This window comes from Bifidobacterium sp. LH_558 (assembly GCF_056356295.1).
The window spans coordinates 396,461-408,599 of the sequence record NZ_JBKETZ010000001.1 but is presented as its reverse complement, the minus strand read 5'-3'; the positions used below and the strand labels follow the sequence as shown (position 1 = coordinate 408,599).

General features: G+C 65.4%; 10 protein-coding genes. 9 read left to right on the top strand and 1 reads right to left on the bottom strand.

Going from position 1 to position 12,139, the window contains the following annotated elements:
* Positions 1 to 99: 99 nt before the first annotated feature.
* The 5 genes from rpoZ (at position 100) to fmt (ending at position 6,138) form a co-directional block, all read left to right on the top strand.
* Positions 100 to 384 (top strand): DNA-directed RNA polymerase subunit omega, encoded by a 285-nt coding sequence (gene rpoZ / locus AC1AV0_RS01805; protein ID WP_072726508.1) that lies wholly within the window; start codon positions 100 to 102, stop codon positions 382 to 384.
* A gap of 284 nt (positions 385 to 668) precedes the next feature.
* Positions 669 to 1,880 (top strand): methionine adenosyltransferase, encoded by a 1,212-nt coding sequence (gene metK / locus AC1AV0_RS01800; protein ID WP_476570775.1) that lies wholly within the window; start codon positions 669 to 671, stop codon positions 1,878 to 1,880.
* Positions 1,881 to 2,075: 195 nt separating this feature from the next.
* Positions 2,076 to 4,334, top strand: coding sequence for a primosomal protein N' (locus AC1AV0_RS01795; protein WP_476570774.1), 2,259 nt, complete (start codon positions 2,076 to 2,078; stop codon positions 4,332 to 4,334).
* Positions 4,335 to 4,407: 73 nt separating this feature from the next.
* Positions 4,408 to 5,112: an HAD family hydrolase gene (locus tag AC1AV0_RS01790; RefSeq protein WP_476570773.1), complete on the top strand. Its 705-nt coding sequence runs from the start codon at positions 4,408 to 4,410 to the stop codon at positions 5,110 to 5,112.
* A 9-nt stretch (positions 5,113 to 5,121) separates the two neighbouring features.
* Positions 5,122 to 6,138, top strand: coding sequence for a methionyl-tRNA formyltransferase (fmt, locus tag AC1AV0_RS01785; protein ID WP_476570772.1), 1,017 nt, complete (start codon positions 5,122 to 5,124; stop codon positions 6,136 to 6,138).
* Here fmt and serB read toward each other — a convergent pair.
* Positions 6,126 to 6,836: a phosphoserine phosphatase SerB gene (gene serB, locus AC1AV0_RS01780; RefSeq protein WP_476570771.1), complete on the bottom strand. Its 711-nt coding sequence runs from the start codon at positions 6,834 to 6,836 to the stop codon at positions 6,126 to 6,128. The two genes, fmt and serB, sit on opposite strands and share 13 nt — an antisense overlap.
* Positions 6,837 to 6,874: 38 nt before the next feature.
* On the opposite strand from serB, the gene AC1AV0_RS01775 reads away from it, so the two are divergent.
* The 4 genes from AC1AV0_RS01775 (at position 6,875) to AC1AV0_RS01760 (ending at position 12,071) form a co-directional block, all read left to right on the top strand.
* Complete coding sequence (locus tag AC1AV0_RS01775; RefSeq protein WP_476570770.1) at positions 6,875 to 7,624, top strand: DedA family protein; 750 nt, start codon at positions 6,875 to 6,877, stop codon at positions 7,622 to 7,624.
* Positions 7,611 to 9,143: a proteasome ATPase gene (gene arc, locus AC1AV0_RS01770; RefSeq protein ID WP_476570769.1), complete on the top strand. Its 1,533-nt coding sequence runs from the start codon at positions 7,611 to 7,613 to the stop codon at positions 9,141 to 9,143. Before AC1AV0_RS01775 ends, arc begins: the two co-directional genes overlap by 14 nt.
* 367 nt (positions 9,144 to 9,510) lie before the next feature.
* On the top strand, positions 9,511 to 11,208 hold the full coding sequence (dop, locus tag AC1AV0_RS01765; RefSeq protein ID WP_476570768.1) for a depupylase/deamidase Dop: 1,698 nt from the start codon (positions 9,511 to 9,513) through the stop codon (positions 11,206 to 11,208).
* An 11-nt stretch (positions 11,209 to 11,219) separates the two neighbouring features.
* Positions 11,220 to 12,071: an inositol monophosphatase family protein gene (locus AC1AV0_RS01760; RefSeq protein WP_476570767.1), complete on the top strand. Its 852-nt coding sequence runs from the start codon at positions 11,220 to 11,222 to the stop codon at positions 12,069 to 12,071.
* Positions 12,072 to 12,139: the final 68 nt, after the last annotated feature.

Sequence of the window (12,139 nt, the reverse complement as noted above, 5' to 3'; positions counted from 1 at the left end):
GGTTCGCACGGTGGATGACCGTGTATTGCGCAGCGTCGGGGCTCGCGGCTATACTTGCTTCGGATTAGATGGATTCCCTATTGTTTGGAGAATAACACCATGGCTTTTGGCACCGCGCCTACCCCCACCGGACTTGCGAACCCGCCCATCGACGATCTTATGGAGCATGCCGACTCCAAGTACGCGCTGGCGATTTTCGCCGCGAAGCGCGCACGCCAGATCAACTCCTACTTCACCCAGCTCAACGAGGGCCTGCTGCAGAACGTCGGCCCGCTGGTCGAATACCAGAACCAGGAGAAGCCGCTGTCCATCGCGTTCCGCGAAATCGACGAAGGCCTGCTGGAGGAGACCCTCGGCGAGGACGACCTGTCCGAAGGCAACTGACCTCCATCGTCTCCGCCTGATAACCGGCTATCGGAATAACCGGTAGCGGCGGCCGGCAAGCGCCATTGCCAACCGGCCTGATATCAGCTACAACGAGACATGGAACCTGGAGCGAACAAACCTGAAGGCTCGCGCCAACCATCCAAGGCTGGCGCGAGCCTTTTTCTATAGCGCTCCTGTGAGGCCCAATCCCGTTCGAGTCGCCGCCCACACCCAATCAGCGTCAAAACCATAGGCCGCCGAGCCGCAAGCCGGCACCAACCGCCCGAAACAAAGGACCTAAGATGAGCGAACCACGATTGATCAGCGCCGAATCGGTGACCGAAGGCCACCCCGACAAGGTCTGCGACCAGATCTCCGACGCGATCCTCGACGACCTGCTGCGTCAGGACCCGCAATCCCACGTCGCGGTGGAGACCTCCGCGGCGACCGGTACTTTCCTCGTATTCGGCGAGGTGACCTCCGAAGGCTACGTGGACGTGCAGTCCAAGGTGCGTGAGGTGCTGCGCCGCATCGGCTACACCAGCTCCGCCATCGGCCTGGACGCCGACTCCTGCGGCGTGCTCGTGGCCATCAGCGAGCAGAGCGCCGAAATCAACCAAGGTGTGGCCCGACTGAGCGGCGAACGCGAATCCGCCGCCTCGCGCGAGGAACGCTACGAGGCGCAGGGTGCCGGCGATCAAGGCGTGATGTTCGGCTATGCGACCGACGAAACCGATACGCTGATGCCGCTGCCAATCTACCTGGCGCATAAGCTCTCCCAGCGTCTGGCCCAGGTGCGCCATGACGGCACGGTGCCGCATCTGCGCCCCGACGGCAAAACGCAGGTCACCATCGAATACGACGAGAACAACACGCCCAGCCGCGTGGACACGGTGCTGATCTCCACCCAGCATGACCCCGAAGCCACCCACGAATGGTTGGAGGCGCAGCTCAAGGCGCATGTGATCGACCCCGTGCTTGATGAGGTGCTGGGCGGCGGTGTGGAGCACGACTCTTACCGTCAGCTGGTGAATCCCACCGGCTCCTTCGTGCTGGGCGGCCCGGCCGCCGATGCGGGACTGACTGGCCGCAAGATCATCGTCGACACGTACGGCGGTGCCGCGCATCACGGCGGCGGCGCGTTCTCCGGCAAGGACCCGAGCAAGGTGGACCGTTCCGCCGCCTACGCGACCCGTTGGGTGGCGAAGAACATCGTGGCGGCCGGGCTCGCGCACCGCGTCGAAGTGCAGGTCGCCTACGCGATCGGCGTGGCCGACCCGGTGAGCGTGAACGTGGAGACCTTCTGCACCGAAATCGGCGTGAGCCGCGACCAGATCGCCGCCGCCGTGCGCCGGGTGTTCGACCTGCGCCCCGCCGCGATCATCGACGAGCTCGACCTGAAACGCCCGATCTACGAGCACACCGCCGCCTACGGCCACTTCGGCCGCACCGACGTGGAATTCCCCTGGGAGCGCGTCAACAAGGTCGAGGAGCTCAAAGCCGCCGTTCGCTAACGGAATACACCCATCGGCGAAACGAAACATCGCCCCATCCGAGCGTCTCGGGTGGGGCGATGCCATGCGACCGTATGAAAGCCGGTATGAATTCGCATGGTTTTTCGCAGGCAGGGCATCGGATACGTGTTGCAACGCGCCGTCTTATCGGCATGCGTGCGTGATCGGCGATCTGCGCGCGTTACAGTGGAAGGCATGAGTATGAGCGACGCCGAGCAGTTGGCGCTTGACGGGCTGGCCCCGCGCAAGCGTCGCCGCCGCGCGCCCGCCGAGCACACGCCTGCGACCCGCGATCCCATCGCCCACGTGGTGCTCGACGTGCAGGCCATGCATCTGGGGCAGACCTTCGACTATCTCATCGACGAGAAGGATGCGGAGGCGGCCGTGCCCGGCGCGTTGGTGCGCGTGCGTTTCGGCGGCCAGCGCGTCAACGGCGTGATCTGGAGTAGAACCGCCGCCAGCGACACGCCTCGATCCTCCCTACGCTATCTCGAACGCGTGCTCGGCGGTGACGTGCTGGTGCCCGCCTCGATGCGCGACGACATCGCCGCCATCGCCGAAGCGTACGGCGGCACACGGGCCAATATCCTGCGGTTGGCGGTGCCTCCGCGTGTGGTCAAAATCGAACGCGAGCAACGACTGGCCGCGTCCTTCAACCGCAGGCCTTCCCCAACCCTGACCCAAGCCGTGCAACGTCGCGGCGAGATGATGGAGGCCTCATACGGCCAGTGGAGCGCGCTGCGTGACGCGCTTGACGGCACGGGTTTCCGCTCCTTCGTCTTCGATTCGCTGCCCGGCGTGGGGGAGCAGGCGCGCTGCGTCGCATGGATGATCGCGCGGTCGTATCTGGCGGGGCATGGCGCGGTGGTGGTGCTGCCCACCATGCGCGAGGTTGGCGATGTGATGCTTGCCCTGCGTGAGTTGGGACTGCGTCCCTTCGGTCCATCTGCGGATGCCTCACAGGCTGCTTCTTCGGGTATGGGCGCGTGGCGTGGCGATGTGGCGGTGCTGACCGCCGCCACCGCCCCCGCCGACCGATACCGCGCCTACTTCGCCACCGCCATCGGACAGGTGCGTTGCGTGATCGGCACGCGCGCCGCCATGTACGCGCCGGTCGACGGTCCCGCCTTGTTCGCCATCGTCGACGACGTCGCCTACCAGCAGGCCGACGGCATGATGCCTTACGCCCAAGCCCGCGGCGTGCTGCGTCTGCGCGCCGAACGTCATGGCGGCGTGTTCGTCGCCATCGCCAATGCACGCAGCCCCATCAGCCACGCGGAGGTCGAAGGCATCGGCGCGGCCACCGCGACTTCAGGGCCGGCCACGACGATCCACGCGCTGCCCACGGTGACACGGGAACGCATGCCATGGGTGCGTTGGCTCAACCGCGACGAACTGGCCCGACTGGCGGATCCCTCCATCGGCGCGCGCGTGCCGCACACCGCCGTGAACAACATCCGTCAGGCGCTTGACAGCGGTCCCGTACTGTTCTCCATCCCCTCCGACGGTGTGAGCGAGGCGTTGAGCTGCGCCGCATGCCACCGTCAGGCGCGATGCCGGCGCTGCTCGGGCCCCTTGGCGGCTGTGGTCGGCAACCGCACGCCCCGATGCCGCTGGTGTGGCGCGGCGGCGGTGAACTGGGTCTGCCCGGGATGCAAAGGCGAACGTCTGCGTGTGGTGCGCGTGGGTGCGGCCGGCACCGCGGACGAACTGCGCAAACTGTTCCGCGGCGTGCCGATGCTGCTCTCCAGCCCCAGCCAGCCCAAAGGCGTGATCCATGAGATCACCGCGCAGCGGATGATCGTGATCGCCACGCCGGGCGCCGAACCGCGCGTGAACCCCGTCACCGACGAGCAGGGTGCGGCCGGGCACGAATACAGCACGGTCGCGATTCTCGACGCGTGGACCAGCCTGTATTCGCCCGGTATGGACGCGCGCGTGGACACGCTGACCGCGTGGATGCGCGTGGCCGCCATGTGCGCGCCACGTTCGCGCGGCGGCCAGGTGCTGATTCTCGGTGAGACGGATCCCGCCATCGCGCAATCGATGATGACGTGGAATTCCGCGTTGCTCGCCACCAAAGACGTTGAGGAGCGCGGCGAAATCGGACTGCCTCCCGTGGTCACCGCCGCCTGTGTGTGGGGACAGCGTGACGCGGTGCGTTCGCTGCTGCTCAGCATCGGCGCGATGGACGGCGGCGATATGGCCGTATGCACCGCCCCCGATGGCAGGGAACTGCCGGCCGTGCTGGGGCCGGTGCCGATTCCGCCGCCGCGTACGGTGGATGCGCGCGAGCTGGAGGTCACCGCCGACCGCGTCAAAGCGGTGGTGCTTGTGCCGCGGTCGCGCCGCGGGGAACTCGCCCGTCGGCTGCATCTGCAGGTTGCCCGTCATGTGGCCGCCCGCAAGCCCGGCGAGCTGCGTTTCCAGATCGATCCCAAGGATCTGATCTGAATTATCCCTCGAATCGTCCTCTTGGCATGGGACGATGGTGGCGGATGATCCCCGTGACTTTGAGGAGGAAACCATGAAGGGATGGCCCGGCGAACCGGACATGGACTATGACGTGATGATGGCGCAGGGCGAGGCCGCGGCGAACGCCGGCAAGCCCGTCACCGACGTGATCTTCGACTTCGGCAATGTACTGATCTACTGGGATCCGGCGGCAGTGCTGGTGCCCCGCTACAGTCAGGAGACCATCGACCAGTTCCTCGACAACGACATCTCCGGCTTCTACGACGGCAACGACATGATGGACGGCGGCATGACCCCCGCCGAAGGCATCGAATGGATGCGCCGCACGCATGGCGATAAATGGGCCGACATCCTCGAATACTACATTGCGAACTTCCGCGACTCCCTGACCGGCATCGTGCCGGGCGCTCGCGTGCTCGTCAACGATCTGAAAGCCGCCGGCGTGCGCGTGTGGGGCCTGAGCAACTGGGAGAAGGAGCTGTTCTCCGTGGCCGAGGAGCAGTGCGACATCCTGCGCGAGCTCGACGGCAAAATCGTCTCCGGCTTCGTCGGCATGCGCAAGCCGCATAAGGACATCTACGAGCGCGCCCTGCAGGAGTTCGGCATCACGGCCGAAGGAGCCGTGTTCATCGACGACAAGGCGATGAACATCGTGGGCGCGAACGAGGCCGGCATCCGCGGTGTGCGCTTCCAAGACCCGGTGAAGCTGCGCGAACTGCTTATCGCCTCCGGCGTGAACATTCCCGCGCTGCAGTAAAGGAGAATCATGCTCAGACTGGTGTTCGCCGGCACGCCCGACGTGGCGGTGCCGTCCCTGAAGGCCTTCGCCGCCGATCCACGTTTCGACGTGGTCGGCGTGATCACCCGCCCCGACGCCCCCACCGGGCGCGGCCGCAAACTCATGCCCAGCCCGGTCAAAGCCGCGGCGCTCGAACTTGGCGTGCCGGTGATCGACCTGAAACCCCGCAGCGACGAATTCCTCGAGGCTTTGCGCGAGCTGCGCGCCGACATCGCCGCCGTGATCGCCTACGGCAACATCCTTCCCTCACCGGTGCTCGACGCGGTGCCGCTCGGCTGGTACAACCTGCACTTCTCGAATCTGCCCAAGTGGCGCGGCGCGGCCCCCGTGCAGCGCGCCATCTGGGCGGGCGACGCCACCTGCGGCGCCGACGTGTTCAAAGTCGGCGAAGGATTGGACGACGGTCCCGTCATCGCCTCGATGAGCGTGGACCTCACCGGACGTGAGACCTCCGGCGAACTGCTCGACCGTTTGGCGGCCGACGGCGCGCCGATGTATGTGGACGCTCTGGCCGCAGTGGGGGAGGGCACCGCTGAATTCACGCCCCAGCCGGATGAGGGCGTGGAATACGCGCATAAGATCACCACCGAGGACGCGCATATCGCTTTCGCCGACGACGTGGAATCCATCGACCGGCAGGTGCGCGCCTGCACGCCCGCGCCCGGAGCATGGTGTGTTCTGCACGCTGACGGCGTTGGCAATGCTGATGACGTTGACAGCGCTGACGGCGAGAACGCCGCAGGCGGCGACGACAAGGGCACGACCCTGCATGTGTTGTCAGCACGTCCCGCCGATTTGGGCAATCCCAACACTCCTGCGGATCTTGGTGCCGGCGCGATTCGCGCGGGCAAGAAGAACGTGTGGGTCGGCACCGGCACCACACCGTTGGAACTACTCGAGGTCAAAGCGCAGGGCAAAAAAGCCATGCGCGCCGCCGATTGGGCGCGAGGCGCGCGTCTGACCGATGCCGCCTACTGCGACTGACGCATCAAGTCGAGTACTAGCCGCAGGTCGCGTTCGTTGATGGCAGCGGGCGCGGCGAGCTGCGTTTTCGGCTTGGCACAGAAGGCGATGCCCAAACCTGCGGCCTGAATCATCGGGATATCGTTCGCGCCATCGCCCACCGCCACGGTCTGGGACATGGGCACGCCGCATCGCCGCGCCCACTCCTGCAAGGCCTGCAATTTGACGGTTTTGCATACAATCTCGCCCAGCACGCGGCCGGTGAGACGCCCATCCACCACCTGCAGCCGATTCGCCATCCAATAGTCGATATGCGCCTCTTCGGCCAGATGATCCACCACCTCATGGAACCCGCCGGAAACCACGCCGACCTTCCAACCATGCGCGTGCAAGGTGTCGATCAGCTCCAACGCGCCGGTGGTGAAGTGGATGCGTTCGCGCACTGCGTCGAACACCGACACGTCCAAGCCCTCCAGCAATGCCACGCGCGCACGCAACGCCTCGCAGAACTCCAATTCGCCGCGCATCGCCCGCTCGGTCACCTCGGCGATCCGCTCGCCGCAGCCCGCCGCCTCGCCCAGCTCGTCAATAACTTCCTCGTCGATCAGCGTGGAATCCACATCCATCACCAACAGGCCGGGTTCCGACAGCGTAGGGGAAGCGAAGGACTGGTCAGGGGAGGTCGTCTCGTCAACAAACTGCGCATATTCTTCGGACATGCTTTTGATTGTCGGAAAACATTGGGACAATGGCCGGTATGGCTTTTTCCGATTCCGTAACTCTCGCACTTGCCACCGCCGCGCCGACGCCGATCTGCACCGCGGAAAGCACAGGATTGATCGGCATGATCACCGACTGGCTGGTGAGCCTGATGGAGACGATCGGCGGCATCGGCGTCGCATTCGCCATCGCTTTGGAATCCGTCTTTCCGCCCATCCCCAGCGAGGTGATTCTGCCACTGGCCGGATTCACCGCCGCGCGCGGCTCGCTCAACCTCGCCGAGGCGATTATCTGGGCCACCATCGGCTCCGTCTTAGGCGCGTGGGCGTTGTATGGCATCTCTCGCTGGGTGGGATTGCGCCGCATCAACCGCGCCGCCGACAAAATCCCCGGCGTCAGCCGCAAGGACGTGGGCAAGGCGAACGACTGGTTCACCAAGTACGGCACATGGTCGGTGCTGCTCGGCCGTGTGATTCCCGTGGTGCGTTCGCTGATCTCCATTCCCGCGGGATTCAACCGCATGAACTTCCTGCAGTTCACCGGATGGACGCTGCTCGGCTCGGCCATTTGGAACACGATTCTCGTTTCGGCCGGCTATCTGCTCGGCGACCAGTGGTGTTCGATCCAAGGCGCGTTGGGTGTGTTCGAGGACGTGGTCATCGCCGTCGTGGTTGTGGGCATCGTGTGGTACGCGGTGCGCAAAGTGCGTAGTGTGGTGCTGAGAAGACGCGCGGCTGCACAGGACAGCGCGACGCAAGGCACTGAGGAGAGCGATGAGCGAGCATGAGATGGCGGCCGACTACGACCGTCTGCGCGAGAAGAACCATGCGCTGGCGCAGGCGCTGAACCGCGCGGGCAAGGAGCTCGCCAAAGCCAAGGCGCAGCTGGCGCAGATCGCCCAACCGCCGCTGACCTTCGCCACCATGGTCAAAATCGACCGCGCCACAACCGACGAGCAGGGCGTGCAGCACGCGTCGGCCGAGGTGATCGCGGGCACACGCCGCATCGTCGTGCCGATCGCCACGAACGTGAACGCGGCACGCCTGAGCGCCGGCGCCACTGTGGTGCTCAACGAGCAGATGGTTCTGGTCGAACAGCGCGACGTCGACACCGTGGGGCAGATCCGCACGGTTCGTGAGATTGTGGACGACGGCCGCGTCATCGTGCAGGATGGCGGCGGCAATCCCGTTGTGGTGCGCCGGTCCAGCGCGTTGGCGAACGCCGCCATGCGCCGAGGCGACCGCGTGATCGTCGACCCGTCCGTGCGACTGGCTTTGGAACTCCTGCCCGGCGAAGATGACCAGAATCTGGTATTGGAGGAGACTCCGGACGTCGCCTTCACGGATATCGGCGGCCTTGATACCGAAATCGAACGCATCCGAGACGCCGTGCAACTGCCGTTCCTGCACCGCGCGCTATTCGAACGCTACAACCTGCAACCGCCCAAAGGCGTGCTGCTGTACGGCCCTCCCGGCAACGGCAAAACGATGATCGCCAAAGCCATCGCCAACGCGCTGTGCGAAGGCAGCGGCGACGGCACGGGCGTGTTCCTGTCGGTCAAAGGCCCCGAACTGCTCAACAAATTCGTCGGCGAATCCGAACGGCTGATCCGCCAGATCTTCCAACGCGCCCGCGAACGCGCCGCCGACGGCAGTCCCGTCATCGTGTTCATCGATGAGATGGATTCGCTGCTGCGCACGCGCGGCTCCGGCGTCTCCAGCGACGTGGAGACCACCATCGTGCCGCAGTTCCTCGCCGAACTCGACGGCGTGGAAAACCTCGCCAACGTGATGGTGATCGGCGCCTCCAACCGTGTGGACATGATCGACCCCGCCGTGCTGCGCCCCGGCCGCCTCGACGTGAAGATCCGCGTGGACCGCCCCGACGCGGAACAGGCGGTTTCCATCATCCGGCACTACCTCACCGACGATCTGCCCTTGCAATCCGGTGTGGACGCGGCCGCGCTTGCCGGCGTGCTGGCGCATGACATCTACGTGCGCGACGAACGCCGCCATCTGGCCGATATCTGCGACGAACACGGCCAATGGTCCGCGCTGTTCCTCGCCGACGTGGTCTCCGGTGCGATGCTCAAGAACATCGTGGACAGGGCTAAGACGCGGGCCGTCAAAGCCTCCATCACATCGGGTTCCGACGTGGCGTTGGATGTGGATCTGCTCGCCGCCGCCGTCGAAGAGGAATTCCGTGAGACGCGCGATTCCGTGCTCGACGCCGACCCCGCGCAATGGGCCCGCGTCAACGGCATGGACGCCGGCCGAGTCGCCCGCATCCGTTCCATCGCCTCCTGACCTAGGCCTCCGCTCTGCTGAGTGGAACGCCCCCTCTCTTGTTGCGCTGAGCGTAGCGCCCCTCCTTCGTCACGCTGAGCGGAGTGACCTTCACCCCGTCATGCTGAGCGGAGCGTAGCGGAGTCGAAGCATCTTATTGCGTGTGGTGAGATCCTTCGACTCCGGCCTACGGCCTCCGCTCAGGATGACGGTGGGTAGAGGGGTTGTGCGTTCCGTCAGGATGACGGTGGGGCTTGAGGCCTTTGCTCAAGATGTTGGATGGTGGCCTGATGTCCTTCGATCAGGATGACTGGGTTATATAGTGTGATCAGTTGAGTCGGGCGGAGCGGGCCTTGCTGACCGCATGCTTTGGGAAGGAGAACGCGGGATGAGCGTCAAGCGGGTGATGGGGACGGAAACCGAATATGCGGTGTCGCAGCCGGGCATGGCCTACTATCAGCCGGTGCAACTGTCGTTCGACGTGGTCAAGGCGGCATCCGATCCGCGAACCGCGCATATCCGCTGGGACTACCGGCAGGAGGATCCGGTCAACGACGCACGCGGCACCCGCCTCGATCGAGCCGCCGCCCGCCCTGACATGCTCACCGACGAGCCACAGCTCAACATCACCAACGTGATCGCCCCCAACGGCGGGCGTATCTACGTGGACCACGCGCATCCCGAATATTCCGCGCCGGAAACCCTCGACCCCTTCGAAGCCGTGGCATACGACCATGCCGGCGACCGTTTGATGCTCGCCGCCGCCCAAGCCGCCAGCGCCACCGCCGCACACCCCATCGTGCTGCACCGCAACAACGTGGACGGCAAAGGCGCGAGCTGGGGCACGCATGAGAACTACATGATGGACCGCTCCGTGCCGTTCGGGCAGGTGGCGCGCCTGATGACCCTGCATTTCGTCTCCCGTCAGATCTACGCCGGATCGGGCCGTGTGGGCTTGGGGGAGCGAGGCGAGACGCCAGGCTACCAGCTGAGCCAGCGGGCCGACTACATCCAGTCGAAAATCGGCCTGCAGACCACCTTCGACCGACCGATCATCAACACGCGCGACGAACCGCACGGTCCGGCATCCAGCCGCCGCCTGCATGTGATCGTCGGCGACGCGAACCGTATGGAAGTGCCGCAGGCGCTTAAACTCGGCGTCACCTCCATGCTGCTGTGGCTGCTCGAACACGCCGAAGAAACAGGTTTCGAACTCGACGCGCTGCTGGACGAACTTGCGCTGGCCGACCCGGTCGAGGCTTTGCACACCGTGTCGCGCGACCTGTCTCTGGCGGCCGAACTGCCGCTCGAATCCGGTGAGATGACCACCGCGTGGATCATTCAAGTGCGGCTGCGTATGGCTGTGTATCAGGTGGCGGCGGTCGCGTACGGCATCGACGCGGCTGGAGAGCCGGCATGGCCGGACAGGGCCACGCGCTCGGTGATGGCGATGTGGGGGCAGGCTCTCGCCGACGTGGCCGCCATCCGCCATGCCGACGACGACGCGCGATTGGCGATGAGCGGCGAGGCCTCGCGTGTGGAATGGCTGCTCAAATGGCAGCTGCTGGAGAAGTTGCGCCGCAAAATCACGGCGACCGCAACGCCCGCGGCCAATGGTTGGGATGATCCGCGGATCGCCGCCATTGATTTGAAGTGGGCGGCGCTCGACCCTGCGGACAGTGTGTTCGATCGTCTGCGCGCCCGCACCGAACGGGTGCTGACGGGCGGCGAGGTGGCGCATGCGGCTGCCGAACCGCCCGAGGACACGCGCGCCTGGCTGCGTGCCATGATGGTGCGCCGATACCCCGAACAGATGGTGGCGGCGAGCTGGTCGCATCTGACCGCAGGAACGCGGAACTCCGGCGAGCCCGGCGGCGACGTCTACGGCAACGCCAGCCGAAGCGCCGCTCAACGCACCGCCCCTCATGCCACGGACCTGTTTTCGCTGGATATCGCCGATCCAGAAGCCTTCACGCGCGCGGATTGCGAGCCTGTGCTGGAGCAATGCGAACAGGCCGTGCAGGTCTTGCGCAGGCTTGCCGAGACGCACACTGCGACTGTTCGGAACATCACCGGTAGCCGGTAGAATCCTGAACCATGGAAACCAGAGAGGAAACACCCAACGATCTGCGCGCTCTGGCGATGCAGGTCGCGAAGATTCTTGAACAGGCCGGCAAGCACGCCCTGCAGGACCAGCTCAATCCCCACGATCTGCACCTGCCGGACATCAGCGACGGCCGCCGCCAACATGTGGAGACCGACACCCGCGTGCTGCGTTATGTGAGCGCGCGTATCGCCGACACCATGCGTTTCGACGGCTTCTGGAGCGCGCGTCCCGCGACCAGCCGCCCCGGCCAGCGCTACTGGTACATCGGCAAAATCGACGGTGTGATCAACTTCATCCGCAATATGAGCGAATGGACGCTGACCACCGCCCTGTTTGAATTCAACGAGGACTGCCGCCCCGTGCCCATCCTCGGCGTCGTGCACGCCCCGGCATTGGGCCTGACCTATCTGGCCGCGCGCGACGCGGGCGCCATCCGCATCCGCACCAGCCCGATTGGCGAGAAGCGCGAGAAGGTCGTGCCTTCGGTGACCCCTTCGCTGGACGGCGCGATCATCAGCTACGGCATGTCGTTCATCCCCGAGGAGTCCAAGCGCGCGCTGGAGACGGTGGTCGCCATCGCCGGCCGCCCGGCCGACATCAAGCGTGTGGGTCCCGCCTCGCTCGACCTGTGCAAGGTGGCGGACGGCACGTACGACGCCTACTTCGAGCCGATGCTGCATGACTGGGATATTCCCGCCATCGCCGCCGGCACCGTGGTGGTGTGGGAGGCGCAGGGCACCCTGCATCGTTGGAACGGCGACTACATCCACTGGCGCCATGACAACGACGTGGTGGCCACCAACGGCCTGATCTACCGCGATCTGAAGCAGTATCTCGACTAACCGCAATACCAATCGCAATACCAAAGATGAGGCTGCGGCGGGATGCCCGTGGGATATATGGTTCCAAG

Bases quoted from the DNA above. Each gene is read 5' to 3' on its own strand.
- rpoZ (WP_072726508.1), top strand. From the start codon at position 100: ATGGCTTTTGGCACCGCGCCTACCCCCACCGGACTTGCGAACCCGCCC.
- AC1AV0_RS01760 (WP_476570767.1), top strand. From the start codon at position 11,220: ATGGAAACCAGAGAGGAAACACCCAACGATCTGCGCGCTCTGGCGATG.
- fmt (WP_476570772.1), top strand. From the start codon at position 5,122: ATGCTCAGACTGGTGTTCGCCGGCACGCCCGACGTGGCGGTGCCGTCC.
- arc (WP_476570769.1), top strand. From the start codon at position 7,611: ATGAGCGAGCATGAGATGGCGGCCGACTACGACCGTCTGCGCGAGAAG.
- AC1AV0_RS01795 (WP_476570774.1), top strand. From the start codon at position 2,076: ATGAGTATGAGCGACGCCGAGCAGTTGGCGCTTGACGGGCTGGCCCCG.
- AC1AV0_RS01775 (WP_476570770.1), top strand. From the start codon at position 6,875: ATGGCTTTTTCCGATTCCGTAACTCTCGCACTTGCCACCGCCGCGCCG.
- dop (WP_476570768.1), top strand. From the start codon at position 9,511: ATGAGCGTCAAGCGGGTGATGGGGACGGAAACCGAATATGCGGTGTCG.
- serB (WP_476570771.1), bottom strand. From the start codon at position 6,836: ATGTCCGAAGAATATGCGCAGTTTGTTGACGAGACGACCTCCCCTGAC.
- metK (WP_476570775.1), top strand. From the start codon at position 669: ATGAGCGAACCACGATTGATCAGCGCCGAATCGGTGACCGAAGGCCAC.
- AC1AV0_RS01790 (WP_476570773.1), top strand. From the start codon at position 4,408: ATGAAGGGATGGCCCGGCGAACCGGACATGGACTATGACGTGATGATG.